General features: G+C 40.6%; 15 protein-coding genes. 6 read left to right on the top strand and 9 right to left on the bottom strand.

All coding sequences use genetic code 11. The features are described from left to right. Window positions 1-101: 101 nt before the first annotated feature. The 5 genes from QQK00_RS06395 to QQK00_RS06375 form a co-directional block, all read right to left on the bottom strand. The gene (locus tag QQK00_RS06395; protein WP_284216650.1) at window positions 102-1496 is read right to left on the bottom strand and encodes an MptA/MptB family glycosyltransferase; all 1395 of its coding nucleotides are present in this window, start codon (window positions 1494-1496) and stop codon (window positions 102-104) included. A gap of 10 nt (window positions 1497-1506) precedes the next feature. Then, window positions 1507-3030, bottom strand: coding sequence for a glycosyltransferase (locus QQK00_RS06390; RefSeq protein ID WP_284216649.1), 1524 nt, complete (start codon window positions 3028-3030; stop codon window positions 1507-1509). Then, window positions 3020-3883, bottom strand: a complete 864-nt coding sequence (locus QQK00_RS06385; RefSeq protein WP_284216648.1) for a hypothetical protein — start codon at window positions 3881-3883, stop codon at window positions 3020-3022. The genes QQK00_RS06390 and QQK00_RS06385 overlap by 11 nt, the downstream gene beginning before the upstream one ends. A 320-nt stretch (window positions 3884-4203) precedes the next feature. After that, window positions 4204-5727, bottom strand: a complete 1524-nt coding sequence (locus tag QQK00_RS06380) for a DUF3413 domain-containing protein (RefSeq protein WP_284216647.1) — start codon at window positions 5725-5727, stop codon at window positions 4204-4206. A gap of 60 nt (window positions 5728-5787) precedes the next feature. Continuing rightward, window positions 5788-6006 (bottom strand): YejL family protein, encoded by a 219-nt coding sequence (locus QQK00_RS06375; protein WP_284216646.1) that lies wholly within the window; start codon window positions 6004-6006, stop codon window positions 5788-5790. Between the two features lie 167 nt (window positions 6007-6173). Between QQK00_RS06375 and yejK the strand changes: the two genes are divergently transcribed. Genes yejK through QQK00_RS06360 form a run of 3 tightly spaced genes read left to right on the top strand, consistent with a single transcriptional unit; the run spans window position 6174 to window position 8900 of the window. Then, complete coding sequence (gene yejK, locus QQK00_RS06370; protein WP_284216645.1) at window positions 6174-7205, top strand: nucleoid-associated protein YejK; 1032 nt, start codon at window positions 6174-6176, stop codon at window positions 7203-7205. Continuing rightward, complete coding sequence (locus tag QQK00_RS06365) at window positions 7202-8077, top strand: 6-carboxytetrahydropterin synthase (protein WP_284216644.1); 876 nt, start codon at window positions 7202-7204, stop codon at window positions 8075-8077. Before yejK ends, QQK00_RS06365 begins: the two co-directional genes overlap by 4 nt. Window positions 8078-8096: 19 nt before the next feature. Continuing rightward, a complete protein-coding gene (locus QQK00_RS06360; RefSeq protein ID WP_284217572.1) occupies window positions 8097-8900 on the top strand; it encodes a M23 family metallopeptidase in 804 nt (267 codons plus the stop codon). Here the strand turns inward: QQK00_RS06360 and QQK00_RS06355 are convergent. The 3 genes from QQK00_RS06355 to QQK00_RS06345 all read right to left on the bottom strand — a co-directional run bounded on the left by QQK00_RS06355 (window position 8892) and on the right by QQK00_RS06345 (window position 13398). Continuing rightward, window positions 8892-10712: a M61 family metallopeptidase gene (locus QQK00_RS06355; RefSeq protein ID WP_284216643.1), complete on the bottom strand. Its 1821-nt coding sequence runs from the start codon at window positions 10710-10712 to the stop codon at window positions 8892-8894. The genes QQK00_RS06360 and QQK00_RS06355 overlap by 9 nt on opposite strands. 134 nt (window positions 10713-10846) lie before the next feature. After that, complete coding sequence (locus tag QQK00_RS06350) at window positions 10847-12943, bottom strand: S9 family peptidase (protein WP_284216642.1); 2097 nt, start codon at window positions 12941-12943, stop codon at window positions 10847-10849. A 209-nt stretch (window positions 12944-13152) separates the two neighbouring features. Then, the gene (locus QQK00_RS06345; RefSeq protein ID WP_284216641.1) at window positions 13153-13398 is read right to left on the bottom strand and encodes a hypothetical protein; all 246 of its coding nucleotides are present in this window, start codon (window positions 13396-13398) and stop codon (window positions 13153-13155) included. A 202-nt stretch (window positions 13399-13600) separates the two neighbouring features. Here QQK00_RS06345 and QQK00_RS06340 point away from each other — a divergent pair, with 202 nt between their 5' ends. Further along, entirely contained in the window at window positions 13601-14062 is a 462-nt protein-coding gene (locus QQK00_RS06340; protein ID WP_284216640.1) for an Mpo1 family 2-hydroxy fatty acid dioxygenase, read from the top strand. Window positions 14063-14096: 34 nt separating this feature from the next. Here QQK00_RS06340 and QQK00_RS06335 read toward each other — a convergent pair whose 3' ends face one another. Then, complete coding sequence (locus tag QQK00_RS06335) at window positions 14097-15092, bottom strand: ATP-dependent 6-phosphofructokinase (RefSeq protein ID WP_284216639.1); 996 nt, start codon at window positions 15090-15092, stop codon at window positions 14097-14099. A gap of 221 nt (window positions 15093-15313) precedes the next feature. Between QQK00_RS06335 and QQK00_RS06330 the strand changes: the two genes are divergently transcribed. Beyond that, a complete protein-coding gene (locus QQK00_RS06330; protein ID WP_284216638.1) occupies window positions 15314-16171 on the top strand; it encodes a DUF6279 family lipoprotein in 858 nt (285 codons plus the stop codon). Window positions 16172-16229: 58 nt separating this feature from the next. Next, a complete protein-coding gene (locus tag QQK00_RS06325; protein WP_284216637.1) occupies window positions 16230-17150 on the top strand; it encodes a DMT family transporter in 921 nt (306 codons plus the stop codon). Window positions 17151-17295: the final 145 nt, after the last annotated feature.

The raw sequence follows: 17295 nt of genomic DNA, 5'->3' as shown, positions 1-17295 counted from the left end.
GAGGTAGGTTGCTTAACCTACATGAACGTTTATCCGACTTATCTGTTGTAGATAAGGTGTATGTATTGCAATCGGCCCTTTGTGTAAGACGCGAGTGATTTTTAAGCAATTTGGCCATGGCTACAAGATTCCGTCGGTTTACAAGATAAAAATAGCTGATCAAACAACAGTCCCAAGACAAGCCCGACGGCGAGTAAGTAATTGGTCCATTCAAGTGGTGCCCATATACCGCAGCATGCAAATTTATTTAGTACCAAGTAGGAAAGTGGTAACAAGGTAAACCAAGCTGACAAAAAGAAGGTTGGGCGTAGTGCGAAAAGAGGCACTAATACCATGAGATACCACGGAAATACTACGGGACTGAGTAATAATGGGACAATTAGTACCCATTGAAGCGCAGGAGAAATTGCTAATAAGGTATTTTTTTCATTTTTAGGGCTTTGATTCCAAGTCCAAAGCGTAACAATAACAAAAGCACCCACAGTAATTAAGCCAATGAAAAACACTAAGGTATATCCACTTAAGAATATATTTAATAAGTCAAATAAAGGGGCGGCATTACGCCATTTTTCAAAAAATACTGGTGTACTTCCAATTGGTTGCATTCCCAATACAATTGCAATTACATACCCAAGGCCGACTGTTGCAAGCGCACCAATGACTAATTTAGTAGCATCTCTAAGTTTATTCATCGAAAAAAACAAAGGTAGCAGCAATAACACCGGTAATAGTTTGCTCAAGGTGCCTAAACCTATGGCGACGCCAGCATAAACAAAGAGCTTACGCTGATATGCATAAAGTGATGCGGCAACAGCCAATGTGGAAAAGGCATCAATATGTGCGCCCACACCAGCTTCAAATATCAAAATAGGAGAAAGCGCCACAAGCGATAAATGTTTCAGGTTGCCGACAGATAGCAATACCAAGGCCATAAATATGACAGTCAATGCACTCGCAAAAAATGATAGCGACTTCCACACCAACGCAGCATTATCTGCGCCGCTGGCAGCTGATAGCGCGTAGAGACCAATAGCACCCGGTGGGTATAGCGTCGGGTATTTTGCATGTTCTTCCGGTGTTGGCCATTCTGCTCGCAACGCCTTAAGTGTTGGCGCGTTATGATTGGTACGATATGGGTCGAACCCACTCAATGCAACTTTGCCGTCGAATAGGTATCGGTCCACGTCATTTGAGGTGTAGGGGCTAACAGGTACTAAAATAGCTCTGATAATTATCGCTATAGTAATAATGCCTACGAAGTCTCTGAGTCGATTGCTTTGTGGTCCAAACTTCCAGACCACAAACATACACAAACTGAGGGCAAGGTATTGAGCAACCGTTACCCAACCGAGTCCAACAGTATTTTTAGTTGCCCAATCTGTATCGGCAATTAAAAAGCTAACCGCGCTTGTGACAATGGCGATAAAAAGTGCGATAAGGCTCACACCATTTATACTGCCTAAATATCGTTTACCAAATGGTAAGTTCGCAAGCACGACAATCCTCTTACTGTTTCGACAGTTTTAATTGACCAACAAAGCTCTGCTTTGCTGCACTTATAAAACCGCACATTAGTAAAAAGATAAAAGGCAAAAGTAACCATAAACCCTGTTCAATCGCCCAAGCGAAAACAATGCAATAGATAACTGCAAGCGCCAATTCAAAGAATGCACCTTTAGGAGGAACTGCTTGGTAAAGATTTAGCGTAAAGTTAGATTTTTCAGGCTTGTTGGATATTTCAGGCACTGGCACGTCAACTTCACTTAGTTCGCCACTTTTTGGTGTACGTACAAATTCGCTTTCAAGACCTTGCAGTGCTTCGACAGCGGCATTGGCATTATTGAATGCCAGACGTATACCCATAACGATTAGCCTTGGAATTTGTAAAAATGCTTTCCAAGGTGAGTGTTTTAGCGCTATTTGCCCAAAGTACAAATAAACGAGATGGCCGCCAGAGCTAAGCAATAAAAGAGGTACATCTAACCATAACATTTGGTCGGTCTGATACTTCTCACGCAACCATAAACTGGGTAGTAGGAAGAACAGCGTATCAACCAACATGACAAAGTATGCGAGGTTATTTGATAAGTGGAAGCTAGCTTCAATTTTCTTTTTCAAAGAGATGGGCGAGCGCCAAACAGTGCCGAGCATCTTTTTCATTACTTGAATGCCACCTTTTGCCCAGCGATGCTGTTGGCTCTTGAATGCATTCATATCCGCAGGCAACTCACCGTGACAAACTACATCATTTAGGTAATGCATTTTCCAACCTTTAAGTTGGGCTCTATAGCTAAGGTCTAAATCTTCAGTGAGCGTGTCTGCACTCCAGTGACCAGCGTCAATGATAGTTTCAGTGCGCCAGATGCCAGCTGTACCGTTAAAATTCAATAGCATACCGCTATTGCACCTTACCGTTTGCTCCAAACTGAAATGCGCATCTAACATCATTGCTTGTGTTTCAGTCATTTTACTATTGTGACGATTTAGATGTTCCCATCGATATTGCAGCATACCAACGTTTTCATCTGTAAATTCATGAATGGTGTCAAGAATGATTGATGGGTGTGGAATGAAGTCAGCATCAAAAATAGCAATGAATTCGCCAGTGGCGGTTTCCATTGCATCTTTCAGTGCGCCAGCTTTATAACCATGGCGGTTGGTGCGTGTGACATGGTCAATGTTGATGCCCTGTTTTTTATATTGTTGCACACGAGTTGCGGTGATACCGATAGTTTCATCCGTTGAGTCATCAACGATTTGAATTTGTAAAAGCTCGGATGGATAATCCAGCGCACATACTGCATCAACAATACGTTCAGCAACCATCCGTTCATTGTATAGTGGGATCTGAACCGTTACCTTGGGCAGTGATTCGAACTGAGTCGTAATGATTTCTCGCTTGTCTTTGTACTTAAACCAACGAAACACCATCGACAATCGATGCATGCCAAAAAAACATAAGATGATTAATAAACAGAGATGGAGAGACAGCAGAACTGCTCCCCATAAAGGTAAATCGTTAGAAAACACGCGTTATCCCTAGTGAAAGTGTTTCGCCTTGTAATGCGTTGTCGCCATAAATTTCATTTGTATAAGTGAACTCAACGCCCCATTTAGATTTACTCTTTCCTTGGTCGAAATTGTAACCAAATGTAACTTCGAGCTTACCTAAGTCAAACTCAGGAGCTAATGACAAATTGCCGACAGGCGCATTAGTATCGACATCCGCATTGTTTGCACTAAGGATACCATCTAATTTAGTTCGGAAATAAACTTGCTCCGATATATCATAGCCATATTCGACTAAATACCGATATTCGTCAGACGGTGCATCTGCACGATAACGGTACCCAGCTTCGACACCGAAATAACCGTATGGGTAAAGGCTCTTACCAATTAGTACTTTAAATTCAACGTCTTCTTGTCCATTACCCGTTGGTAGTGGATCATTCTCATCATATAAATAAGGGAGTTTAACTAGCAGTGATGTTGATAAAACAAAGGGGTCTGCTTGCCATTGATATTTGATGCCTAATTCTAAATCACTTGCGCCACTACCAGTGGTTGCGTTGCCTGATGCGTCAGTTTGTTCTAAGTCTTGGTGAGACAAAGAACCAAAAATACCAAAATTATTGCCAAGCCCGTATTCGCCATAAAAAGTGATTTGAGTGCTATCGAATTCACCAAAATCCGCATTTTCACCTTCGAATTCATCTGCACTATAACTATTATAAGATAGCTTATTATACCCTTTGCCCTTGTCTGCAACCCAAGCACCAGCATGTGAAAATTGACTAACGCCAGTCAGCGCAATCAAAACACCGAGAGAGCATAGTTTGTTTTTATAGTTCATGTTTTTCAAAGTCATTGGTTTGGCTATCATGAGAATTTTCCGTTAATCAGTAAATTAGTGTAACTGTCAAAAAGCGTGTGACATGCACTCTAAACAGCACTTCAGCAATGCGCAAGATGCTCAGGTGCAAAGTGAACAAATTAAAAACGTTTCTTGATAGTTTCGTTAGAATTGTAACGATTCGTGACAGGAAGACCGTAATTTGAGAGTTTTTATTCCTAAAAATCTTAAAAAATGGTGAGGAGGTTCACTGCTTCATACTTGTATTGCAAGTGCCAATGTTTAATCAAGTATGAAGTAGAATAATGACTGAAACGAACACAATGCGCATTGTAACGCCGCATGTGTGACTACTTTTGGGTGAATTTTTCTAAATGTTTTATACTTCTGCTTAACATATTAGTATCGATGTCTATTAAAATTTCTTTTTGCAAGTTTACGTCGAATACCTTGTAACTGCCGTCTCTCGATACTTCTGTCAGTAAGGGGTATTTAAAGATCACTAAATTTTCACCATTGGTGCTTACTAGCCAATTGCGAGAAGGTGATTGCAAAGCTTGCCCAGTAGAGAAGCGTTCAACTTCAGCCAAGCAGCCAAAATGCTGTAATACAGTCGGTGGAATATCCTCATTTGAAGAGGCTTGTTTAGTATCCAAAAAATTTGAGTACAATTTAAAATGGGGCGCATTATTTTGTTTTGCAATAACCATTAACGCAATATTGTCGCCAAGTGATGGAATGTCTATGCTTTCAAGTTGTTCAGCATTGAGTAAGCCTATAAATAACCCGCTGTCGTTGCGCTCGATACTCTCTTTGAATCCACTAAAATCAAACTTTTGTTGTGTGGCATTTTCGGCCGCCGATTCACTGTTGTACTGATACGTTGTGTTGGGTACATCAAAGGCATTGAGTAGATCGGTCATAACAGGAGGAACGGAGGTTAGCCGCGCCATATTGTTAGGTATGCCATATGCTAATTTACGCATAAAACTACTGGCGTTATGTTGTGGCACTAAATGGTAGTCATTACTATTTAAGGCATCGAGTTGTGAATAATTGGACGCTTCTAATGCGCTTAAAATCACCATTTTGATGCCTGAATTTACACTACAATAAACCGGTTTAGGCGGATAAACAAAGCCACTACCTACCTGATATTGTAATTCTTCTTGTTGCTCACGCATTTCTAAATCTAGCAGTCCATACCTTGCCATCAAGGTTTTAGCTGTTGCCGGGTAAGACAATGGAAACATATTGTCCTGCTTCAATACGGGAGTATACAACCTCGCATCTGCCCATACATGAATGCCATGACTTGAGACAAAGCATAAAACTAAGAATGTGCTCAGGTAGGGAGTAAATTTGAAGTTTCTGATCCTAGATAGGCGATTATATATTGCGTTTGCCATGACTAACTGCAACATTAACCAGATAATAAACAGTAATATCAGGTAAAACCACTGCAACCAACCAAAGGCGCTGACTTGCACTTGCGTTTCTGAACGCAATAGTTCAGCCGAACTAAAGCTAATATGAAAGCCAGTTTTGTTATACACCAAGGCATCAAATGCCAGCAATGCGAGACCTAACGCAGAAATAGTTGATGCGCCAGCTCTCAATACGCGCATGCTTGTGACTTTATAGCAAAGCGGTAATACGAGTATTATAAAACCTAAGAAAGCGATAAAACTGGTATGCCCTAACCACGTGGTAATCAGGTATAAAAAACTAATTGGTGTGTCTGCAATTGGGGTTGAAAACAAATAGATAGAAGAGATACCAATAGCGATAAAAATATTGGCAAAGGCAAACCAATGTCCCCAGCTTACGTGCTTATTGATTTGTTTACGGCGCGGTGATTCTGTATAAATCATATTATTATTCTATTGCTCAGATAATGCATTACTTCAATATTGGACGGCCCAACTAAGGTATTACTTAGATGATGCAGATTTTTTTAATACCTGACAGAATTTTTCTACCATAGCATCTCTATCGTTTTCATTCACTTGTTGAGTAAATATAGTTGCAATCACATTACCTAGGGCCATTAATGACAAGTCTCGATCGGCTTCGTTTCGCTCCAAGGTTATAAATACTTCTTGCATAAGGCGTTCAAATTCTTCATTGGTATAGCGAGACTGAATTGGCATTAATAGTCCTGTTTTTTTAACGAAAACTCGTTACAATTGCCCAAATATAGTCGGATAGTATAAAGCCAGTTAAGGCTTTCACCAACTTTTGTCGTTTTCGGCCGTATTTCGTTCGAATTTGATGAAATATTCGCCATTCTAATTAAAACAGGGTTATTACTTTATATATGAGTACGAGTGTTGAGCAGTTCGTTGTACATCGCATCTTATTATCAGATGATGGAAAATTGCATTTTTTGCCTCGTGGCAGTGTATTCGATATTAATGAGCACATCAGTAACTTGGCTGAACAACTTCATTCCACTTTTAATGCTAAGCCGGGTAAAGGTGTGGGTGGTTTTGTCGAAGAAAACCCTGACTTTAACGACTTACTTAAAAGTTGCATAGCCGAAACGGTTGATTTCCACGAATTCAGCTTGCAAGCAGGTAGTCGCCTACTAGAAAGCATTGTTAATGAAGGCATGGTTGAAACCGGTTATGTGATATTTAGTCAATATGAATACTTAGCAACCCGTTATTTATTGATCGCAATGCTTGATACCAAGGATCATGTTGAAGTAAATCAGCACTTAGAAATTAGCCAGAGTCAACATCTAGATTTGAGTAAAATGCAAATTGCCATTCGCATAGATTTAACGGATTTTGAGATACAGCCTGAACTTAATCGCTATATTTCCTTTTTAAAGGGAAGAATGGGTCGTAAAGTATCTGATTTTTTCATGCAATTTGTGGGTTGTGAAGAGTTAGTCGATATTAAGCAACAGAACAAACGACTCGTGCAGCAAGTTGACGAGTTTTTAGCGGTTGAACAGGTCGATCCAAATGAAAAACACCAACATCGTGAAGCCGTTGCACAGTATTACAAACAAAAAATTGACCTTGGCGAAGACATATATATTGCTGAGTTAGATGATGTTCTGCCTAAAAATGATACTACTGAAGCAAGCTTTTCTTCTTACAATGCTAAGCAGGCTGAGCCCCTAGAGAAAAGCTTTCAGGCCGACCGAAGTATGCTTACCGCGATGAAAAAGTTTTCAGGCGCGGGCGCTGGCGTAAATATCAGCTTTGATCGTAAGTTGCTGGGCGATAGGGTGCATTTTGATGTAGTAAACGACAGAATTACGATTCAAGGGATACCACCAAATTTAAAAGACCAATTGCTCAAGGCTGAACAACAAGCGCAGGAAAACAACGAATGAAGCTTTTTGTGAATGATTTAACTATTATGGATTTTTCTTATTTATGCCCTGAACGTGGCATGGTAGGTGAAAGTTGGATAGTCGATATTATTCTTGATGGCGGTTTAAATGACGAAAGTATGATCCAGGATTTTGGTATCGTAAAAAAGCAGTTGAAAGGCATCATTGATGAGTACGTTGACCACAAACTAGTGATTCCCGCAGAATATGACGGTACCCAAATTACGCATGATGATGAACTTGGGCGTGTAAACGTTGAATTTACATATGCTGATGATAAGACGATTCATTTGTTTTGCCCACCAGAGGCATATGCGTTTGTGTATTCCTCAATTATCGATAGGCCGAGTGTTATTGCTTATTTGAAAGATATTATTGCGACGCACTTACCAGAAAATGTACAGGGTATTGATATATTTCTGAGAGCTGAAGAAATTACGTCTCCATTTTATCATTACACGCATGGGCTTAAAAAGCATGAAGGTAATTGTCAACGCATAGCGCACGGGCATCGTTCAAAAATAATGATTTATCGTAATGACGAACGTGATTTTTTGTTGGAGCAACAATGGGCAGATCGTTGGCGAGATATTTACATTGGTACGACGGAAGATCTTATAACCGCTGATGAATTAGATGTGAAGCAAGCAGGTATTAGTGACGAAACACACTTATGCTTTCAATATGAAGCGTCTCAAGGAAAGTTTGAGCTAGCGATGCCTAAAAGTGCATGTGATCTCATTGAATACGATTCAACTGTCGAATGTATAGCGCAACATGTATACGAAGTATTAAAGCATGGTAACCCCGATAGTATTCAAGTCCGAGCATTTGAAGGTGTTGGGAAAGGAGCGATTGTCGCCGGTGCGTAGCGTCTTTTTCAGTTGTGTGATGTTAATTTTGACGAATGCATATACGTATGCATCGGATGCACACATTCACCAGCCAGTGCTGAACGGAAAACTAACACAAGGCAGCTTAATTCGAGGAAAAGTCGAAGCAGGTACGCAAATTTGGCTGAACGAAAAGCCGGTGAAAGTATCTTCGACAGGTGATTTTGTCATTGGGTTTGGTCGTGATGCCACGCTAAAAAACGTCTTAAAATGGCAATCACCTAGTATGGAATTGCCTAGTAAACACCTTATTAATTTAGAAAAGCGTATTTATAAGATAGACAAAATTGAAGGTGTGGCAAAGAAATACGTTAGCCCACCACAGGCGGTGTTAGCAAGGATCCGCAACGACAATGCCGCTGTTGCCAAAGCAAGACAAACAAATAGTGACTTAAATGACTTTTTGTCAGATTTAATTATGCCAGCAAAAGGCAGAATTTCAGGCGTTTATGGTAGTCAACGTTACTTCAATGGTGAGCCTAAGCGTCCACACTTTGGCTTGGACATAGCGAATAAGGTCGGTGAGCCAGTGGTTGCGCCAATTGGCGGTATTGTTACCTTAGCGCATGCTGACATGTATTATTCTGGTGGTACCCTATTAATCGACCACGGATTTGGCGTATCTTCCACTTTTATTCACTTGAGTAAAATACATGTAAAAGAAGGGCAGCGAGTAGAGCAGGGCGAACTAATTGCAGAAATAGGAGCAACCGGCCGTGTAACGGGCCCGCATTTGGATTGGCGTATTAACTGGTTTAAAGAGCGCCTTGATCCCGCGCTCTTGTTGGATACACTAGAGTAAAGTAAGCCATTTTTTAAATGTATCTGCGTCATCTATAGTGATGTAGCATGTATCTTTAATTGCTTCTCTGACCGGCATTTTCAAATGCAGTAGTCGCCCATCTCGCAATACACAAAGGTCGCATTCACTGCCAATATGTAAGGCATTTAACTCTCTGCCTAGGTTTTTGCTATTTACTTCTACATTGTTAATTGCAATTAGATTGTCCTGTAATTGCAATCCAGCGTCGCATGCCGCTCGTCCTTCTAGCACTTGCGTTATCATGGTGCCAACCGGTTGATCTTTGCTTAATGCGCCAAAGTCTCTCGCTATCTCTATTTCCGCTGGCTTTCCGCCTTTGTCGTCGTTTCCTGAACGAGCGCGAAGGTGCAAGTGCAAGCCCAATGCATTTAATAATTGAGATAAGGGTAAATCCATCGTGGTTTCGACAGCAGTATCTAAGAATGGCGCAATATCCATGTCTAAACTATCTCGGCAGATATCATGAATAAGTGTATTTGGCGTCCCTATATCCTTTGCACCGTATTGCTTCCAAATTTCTTGCATTACTGTATCTAAATTGCACGTATTTTTACTCAGTTCACGAATTCTAATATCTAAAGCCAATGCGACAATACCGCCTTTTAAATAGTAGCTCACTATATGGTTTACTGAGCTGGCGTCTTGTTTATAAAACTTGGTCCACGCATAAAAACTAGATTCCGCAACACTTTGTTTATGTCGGCCAGGATTGCGTAGCAGGCGAGTGATATTTTGACCAAGAATTTGGCAGTAACCTTCTGGTGATATTATACCTGTGCGGGCCAAGGTCAAATCGTCGTAAAGCGATGTAAAACCTTCATAAATCCACAATTGTGGAGAATACACTTCTTGGCTTAAATCTGGTTGCACATATACATCAGGTTTATTGCGTTTTACATGCCATAAATGAAATAGTTCATGTGAACATAGGCTCAAAAAGTCTCGATAGCCGTCGTCCATGCCTTGTTGTTCGTTAGATTTTGGCAAGGCGCTAACCGCGTATTGCAATATAGTACTCGCACTATGCTCTAAGCCGCCAAAACCATCTTTACATAGTAGCGTGATAAACCAATATTCATCGACTGGCATATCACCGAATAACTGCATGTGATGACGGCAAATAGGCGCAAGGTCATTGCACATGCGTGACATATTTAAATCGTGCTCACCCGTAAATACTAAGTGAAACGTTACGCCATCCACATCAAACGACTTTCGTGTGCACTTACCAATAAGTACGGGATGATCGATGACACTACAGTAGTTGTCACATGAAAACACCCGCAAATTGTCACTAGGGGAGGATGTATCATCGCATGGCATCGACGTAACAATCTCTGCCCAAGGCATTGTGTCTGTTTTATCAATCGTGACGATATGTTTGTTGTTTTCAAACTCATGCACTTTAAGAAAAACACTGGTGCCATTAAAAAACGCATATTCGTCGTTGATGTATGCACTTCTGACTGACAAATCAAACGCAAACACATGATAATTTATTTGGATATCGCCAAGCGCTATATCGGATTTATTGCTTACGTGCCAAGTCTGTTTATCAATGGGTGTAATGTGAACTTTTTCATTGGTACAGGATATGTCTAAGATATTGCGAGCAAAGTCTCTTATCATGTAACTGCCAGGGATCCAAGCAGGTAGGCTAAGCGTTAACGAGCGTAACTCGTTTGCAGATATGCTTAACGACACAGAAAAAATATGTTCTGCAAGGCTAGTGGGTGAAACTTTATATTTTACTGCGATATTGTCGCGTGTGATTTTTTTAGCTTTAGTCATACAGATAAATCCAACAGACTCATATTTGTGTTAGTTATTATGTGCCGCATAGTAACAATCACATCTCGTTGAGCAAAGAACATAACACTATTTATCTTTATAGGGCTGCATTTGCGTACTATACGACGACAAGTCTAATTGCTTTGTTTTACATCCTCATCCTTATATTTATCAAACCAAGCAACAATATAGCCTATTTTTCGCGCTAAATTAGAGGGTTTGGCGGCAATGCCGTGATATGCGCCCTGAATACGGACTAACGAACTTTCAACACCTTCTAAACGCAATGCACCATAATATTGTTCGCTTTCTGCCATTGGCGTTCGAACATCTAACTCACCGGTAAGTACCATCGTTGGCGTTTTTACATTGCCAACTAAGCTTAAGGGTGAGCGCTTCCAATATTGGTCTATGTCATTCCAGGGTAAGTCCGTAAACCAATAGCGGGTCATAAAGGTGTATATGTCTGACGTACCAATCATACTTACCCAGTTAATCACTGGCTTTGCAACCACTGCGGCTTTAAAGCGATCGGTCTTTGCAATAATCCATGCGGTCAATACACCACCGCCTGAGCCACCCGTAACAAACAAGTTTTCTTCGTCTACATAGCCTTTCCCAATCACGCCATCGACCATGTCCATCAGGTCATTGTAGTCTTGCGATGGGTAGTTTTTATCAATTAAGTTAGCAAACTCTTCACCTTGTGAAGTCGAACCACGTGGATTGCCATACACGACAACGTAACCTGCTGCTGCAAACATTTGCACTTCTGCTGAAAATTCAGGACCATAAGCCGTGTGCGGGCCGCCATGTATTTCCAAAATCAGCGGGTATTTTTTATTTGGATCAAATTTTGGTGGCTTTACAATCCACGCCATCAATTCGCGCTCGTCAACGGTGCTTTTCAGTGTCATAAGTTCTGGCTTCTCTAGCGTTTTATGATCAAACACGTCACTATTTAAATCAGTAAGCGTAGATACTTTTCCGCGCTTATTTACCAGTGCTAAATCGGCAGGGCGATCACCTGATGACAAAGTAATCACAACCTCGCCTTTACTTGAAAAAGCATAGTCGCCTGAGGTGTAAGGGCGCCCGATACTCTGTCCACCAAGGGCATCAGATACCACCTTCATCTTACCGGACAAACTTACGTAGGCTAGGTGTTTTTTGCCTTCGCTATCATAGGTGAAATATAAGCCTTTGCCATTACTTGCCCAGTTGATGTTAGACACAGAACGGTCTAAATCTGGTGTTAAAGACGCAATATTGCTGCCATCAGCATTCATTGCATACAGGTGAGTAATTTGGTTCGACTTACCATTGTCCTCAAACCCAATAAATGCAATCTTATCGCCTTTAGGACTAAGCATTGGTGAGCTTTCAGGACCGCTGCTTGTCGTCAGTGATGTTATTTCTCCGCTTTCAACATTTACTTTATGCAAATCTGAGTTAAACACATCAAAATCGCTGTCTTCACGCAAGTTAACCGACACAACAAGGTGCTTTCCATCCATACTCCAAGCAATGGTATTTGCAAAATCATGCTTACCCGACGTAATTTGGCGTGGTGTGCCACCAATACTAGGAACAACATAAACATGCATATTACCCGGGCGCTTCATACCACTGCCATCTCGTTGAAATAATGTTTGGTCAATATATTGCGCGTCCTTCGCCCATTTTGCGTCTTTTGGTTTAAAGTCTAGTTTAAACAATGGCTTGGGTTTATCTGGCGTGAACATCACGAAGGCTAGTTGCTTGCCATCGGGTGAAAAACTCAGCCCGCTAGGTGACATCGCGACATCTGTTACTCGCGCAGTACTACCCGTAGCAAGGTCGCGCACATATATCTGTACGTTGCCTTCTTTACTCGACAAATAAGCAAGCTTTTTTCCGTCTTTTGAAAACACGGGACTAAAGTGGTTTTTTGTATCAGACAACAAAGGTAAGTGAGTTTCACCGTCTAGCGACACTTTCCATAAGTTGATGCGCTGGCTATCGGTCATAATATCCATACTGCGGCGTTCATAGATCACATGTTCGCCATCAGGCATCATGGTCAGATTGGCGGCATATTCAATATTGAACAAGTCTTTGTACGTCAAAACACTTTCAGTGCTTTGTTTTGTATCAGTTTGTTTATGGTCGTCAGCTATGCTGGGCAAAGCCAAAGCGAGCAGTGAAGCACTCGCTGCAGCCTTTAGCCATTTATTCTGCTTTATTGTCATTGTTGTTCCCTGTCGTTTCTTATAGTTGTCGTTTTTAATAGTTGTAAGCATGCGGCTTAATACGGCAGAAATTTAAAACAGCTCATAAATTATCCTTGTTAGTTTCAAAAGGCTCGGGTAAGCGAGTCAGTTCAAGGTCACTTATGGGAAGTGAATAGCTTGGGTATTTTGATTGTAGCTGATAGATATTCCGCAATATCTGTCAGGTGTCACTTTAAACTTTCTTTTAAAAAAGTTTTCTCTGGTGTTTGAGCGGCAGGAAGCATCGTTTCCTTGTTCTTAGGTGTCAACGTATCATGTTCAACAATTTCTTTTAGTTGTTGAGGAATAGCTTGTGACGGGTATTGAGTATTTTTTTCGTTGCTGCCAAACGCGTTGTACAACATTATAAAGGCAAGCGTAAATAAAATACATACGCTCCATGTCAATTTGCTTTCAGCTCTGGTATCGCTCATCAGAAAAACTCCTAAAGTTAGTTTTCATAAGCGATTTACGCCGCTAGATGGTAAAAGTTGCAGCATATGATTTTTCAATCGGCTCGCTAATTAGCATAAATAATACGCTTGTCATACCAGTGTTATTTATGTAATGTAAATGTTAACGGTTGTTGAATGGTTTTTATGTGGTTGTGTTGCCATAAAAGTTGGAGGTGATGTCATGAGAGAAGTGGAACGGTTGATCAACCGTTATAGTGAAAGCCACCAAAACAGGACAAATGTATTAATTCACGCGATTGCAGTACCGAGTATTTACTTCGTCACGATTGGACTCGTTTGGCTTATTCCGGTACCAGCATTTATTGCAGCAATGAATATTACTTGGGCGCATATACTAGCCGTACCAGTGTTAATGTATTACTTCAAGTTATCAGGTGCCATGGGTGCCGCTATGACGCTGTTAACCATAGGAGTTTTTGTGGGGTTAGTCGCGTTGGCAAATGCGGGCATTAATGTTTTGTATTTTTGCATCGCATTGTTTGTGTTTATGTGGGTTATTCAATTTGTTGGCCATAAAATTGAAGGTAAACAGCCATCATTTTTGGAAGATTTGCGTTATTTGCTAGTGGGTCCTATGTGGTGGTGGGTACATTGGTTTAAACGCGCCAATATCCAATATTAATGCGGTCGAATGCTTTTAGGCTAGCTAGATTTAGCTAGCCTAAAAGTGTTATTTCGTCTCTAATTTTCATTGAGTAAGTGTTCAATTCTTTGCGTGTTAAAGTATCATCGTTTAGTGGTATTGCTGCGGGTAAGCGATGACTAATAGCCGACATCATGCCTTTTTCATTTTGCTGAATGAGTTCCACTGCATAAGTGCCTAATTTAGTGGCTAGCAATCTATCTTGCCAAACCGGTGAGCCGCCACGCTGAACATGACCTAAAGTCAGTATTCTGACATCGACACCAGACTCTGCTTGTAAAGAATCCGCCAACACATTTAAGCCGCCTGGCCATAAGTTTTCTGTTATCACTATAATATGGCTTTTATTTGCGCGGTTTTTTCTGCGCTTGTCTAATTTATCTAATATTTTTACTAACTCTTCTGCGGCGGATGTAAATGTTTCTGGCAGCAATACATGGTCAGCACCTGCAGAAATGGCCGAGTTTAAGGCGATATATCCAGCTTCTCTACCCATAACGTCTACGACGAAAATACGTTCAAATGCTTCTGCGGTGTCTCTCACTTTGTCTAGGCTTTCTACCGCAGTCTGGATTGCTGTGTGATACCCAACCGTGTAATCAGTACCTGTGATGTCATTGTCAATAGTGCCTGGCACACCAATAACCGGTTTATCCCAGACCGCCTGTAATTTTTTTGCCCCTCTGAAAGAGCCATCACCACCAATCACCACAAGCCCATCAACGTTGATGTCTTCCAAGTGTTTTGCAGCAAGTTCTATTTGCTCAGGGTGCTTAAATTTTTCGCAACGCGCGCTGTGTAAAATGGTGCCGCCGCGTTGCAGTAGATTTCGAACGACATACTGATCTAATGGAATATATTCTTGTTTTAACAGACCATTGTAACCGTATTTGTAACCAATAACGTCTGCGCCAACGCTAATAGCGGCTAAACATACTGCGCGAATACAAGCATTCATGCCCGGTGCGTCACCACCAGAGGTAAGTACCGCAATTTTTTTTATAGCCATATGAATCCTTTTTATTTTATTTGGTCGTACTAAGTAATAAAGTTCAAATGGAAGCAAGTTGCTACATGCAGATGTTGCTAATTTTTCACTAGGATTGAAAAAGCAAATCTAACTACCTGCAATGAATTCGTATTTTGGTATGCCATACGTAAATTCAAACGATTACGCTTAATAAGATAGCAAAAAATGACAATAAAAATAAATCTGAAGGAAATGTCGGCGTGAAAAAAATATTAATGGTGCTTTTATCTGTGTTCATGCTTGCTGGGTGTTCAACTAAATTCACTTACAAAAATTTTGATTGGTTAATTTATTGGTACCTAGACGACTATATTGAATTTACAGATGAGCAAGAGGCCACTTTCGACAAACATCTACACAATTGGTTGATATGGCATAAATCAACAGAAATGCCCAAATATTTAGCACATTTAGATGAAGTCATAGCAGATCTAGGGTCGCAACAAATGAGTTTTGAGCGCATTTTGTATCACCGACATAAAGCGCGGGCGCATTGGGAACGCATTCGAGCACATATTTCTAGCGACTTAGTAGATATGGCAATGTCATTAAATGATAAACAAGTAGATGAGTTTTTTATTGCCTTGGCTGAAAAATTGGAGGAAGAACAGGAAGAACTTGCTGATGAGTTAGCAAAAACAGCATCTCGACAACAAAATAATTGGTTTAAGGCGTTTAAAGATGATGCTTCAGATTGGATAGGGCGCTTGAATGATGAGCAAAAACAATTTGTTAAAAACAGTTATTCAAGCTTCCTACCTAGCAGGCAACTATGGCTTGATTATTACAAAGATTATCAAGCCGTATTGAAGCAAGCGTTTTTAGGGCGTCAGAATGAAGCAGTATTTAAGGCTGAGTTGTATGAGCTGATTAATAACCCTGAACAATACCGCTCAGAGGCACTAGTAGATGTTTTCGAGAAAAACGCACACGCAAAGGTATCAATGTTATTAACAGTATTGACACTGTCATCTGAAAAGCAACAAAATAAACTAGTTAAAGAAATTGGTGAATATCGTCAGGATGTCATTGATCTTATTGAATGGGAAGTAAAATAATATTCGCTGCTACACTAGCTTTTTATCGTTGTAAGTTGCCAGAGCTTGGTCAAGTAGGTTGAGCAATTCTGCGCTTGGTTTTTTATTAGCATTTGTTACTGCCCTTATGTGGGGTGTGTTGCCGGTTGTGCTGAAATTGCTGTTGGTAACAACCGATGCTTATACGATTACTGCTGTCAGGTTTCTTTTTTCTGCATTGTTTGTTTTGTTCAGTGTGTTGATTGCTAAAGACATGCCTAAACTTCGGCAGGGGAGCCGATTTATATGGTGTTTACTTTTTATCAGCACTATATTTTTGCTGGCGAATTACATCACCAATGTCGAGGCGTTGGCGTATATTAGTCCCGCTACCGTGCAATTAGTATTGCAACTTGCGCCATTCATATTATTGCTTGGTGGGGTATTTTTATATAAAGAAACCTTTAGCCGAATACAGCTTATTGGTGCAATAATGCTATTTGGTGGCCTTGGTTTGTTCTTTAATCAACGTATTCCAATTATTTTGTCATCTAGTCAAGAGTCAATTGAAGGAGTGGTTTTAGTTGTATTTTCTGCTGTTGCTTGGGCGTCATATGCACTTGCCCAAAAACGTTTACTTGTCTCCTTTACTAGTCGTCAATTAACGCTTGTTATTTATGTATTAGGTGGCTTATTGCTTATCCCGTTTAGCCAATTTTTGAGTTTGGCTAACTTATCTGAGTGGCAGTGGGTAGCACTAATATTTTGTTGTTTTAACACCGTTATTGGTTATGGCGCATTTACTCGTGCAATGCACATTTGGGATACATCTAAAGTAAGTGCGGTTATTTCTATTGCGCCAATTTTTACGTATTTATCTAACAAGTTAGCTATTTATATTGCACCAGACGTCTATTTTGACGCCGAAATGGATACCCTAGCGTACATTGGTGCCATATTCGTGATTATTGGCGCGATGGTGGCGAGTATGGGTAAAAGAACAAGCAGAACGCCTAAGTAAAACCTGTATATTTCTGTGGTTTAATTTCGTGTCCTTTCACGCAACATAGAATCTAATACTACTTTCGACCAGCGTTGAACGTTATCTGTATCTAAGTGGGATTTACTGCTGTCGAAATAGACTAAAATTGGATACCCGCCACTTG

It is taken from the genome of Agaribacter marinus, from assembly GCF_030160655.1.
Taxonomy (GTDB): Bacteria; Pseudomonadota; Gammaproteobacteria; order Enterobacterales; family Alteromonadaceae; genus Glaciecola; species Glaciecola marina.
Note: the sequence above shows the minus strand (reverse complement) of the source record. Positions and strands in the feature narration are given on the sequence as shown.

What these genes read in the sequence shown, in the direction of transcription:
- QQK00_RS06360 (WP_284217572.1), top strand. Translation starts at nt 8,097, where the DNA reads ATGTTAATTTTGACGAATGCATATACGTATGCATCGGATGCACACATT.
- QQK00_RS06375 (WP_284216646.1), bottom strand. Translation starts at nt 6,006, where the DNA reads ATGCCAATTCAGTCTCGCTATACCAATGAAGAATTTGAACGCCTTATG.
- QQK00_RS06365 (WP_284216644.1), top strand. Translation starts at nt 7,202, where the DNA reads ATGAAGCTTTTTGTGAATGATTTAACTATTATGGATTTTTCTTATTTA.
- QQK00_RS06385 (WP_284216648.1), bottom strand. Translation starts at nt 3,883, where the DNA reads ATGATAGCCAAACCAATGACTTTGAAAAACATGAACTATAAAAACAAA.
- QQK00_RS06335 (WP_284216639.1), bottom strand. Translation starts at nt 15,092, where the DNA reads ATGGCTATAAAAAAAATTGCGGTACTTACCTCTGGTGGTGACGCACCG.
- yejK (WP_284216645.1), top strand. Translation starts at nt 6,174, where the DNA reads ATGAGTACGAGTGTTGAGCAGTTCGTTGTACATCGCATCTTATTATCA.
- QQK00_RS06355 (WP_284216643.1), bottom strand. Translation starts at nt 10,712, where the DNA reads ATGACTAAAGCTAAAAAAATCACACGCGACAATATCGCAGTAAAATAT.
- QQK00_RS06380 (WP_284216647.1), bottom strand. Translation starts at nt 5,727, where the DNA reads ATGATTTATACAGAATCACCGCGCCGTAAACAAATCAATAAGCACGTA.
- QQK00_RS06345 (WP_284216641.1), bottom strand. Translation starts at nt 13,398, where the DNA reads ATGAGCGATACCAGAGCTGAAAGCAAATTGACATGGAGCGTATGTATT.
- QQK00_RS06350 (WP_284216642.1), bottom strand. Translation starts at nt 12,943, where the DNA reads ATGACAATAAAGCAGAATAAATGGCTAAAGGCTGCAGCGAGTGCTTCA.
- QQK00_RS06340 (WP_284216640.1), top strand. Translation starts at nt 13,601, where the DNA reads ATGAGAGAAGTGGAACGGTTGATCAACCGTTATAGTGAAAGCCACCAA.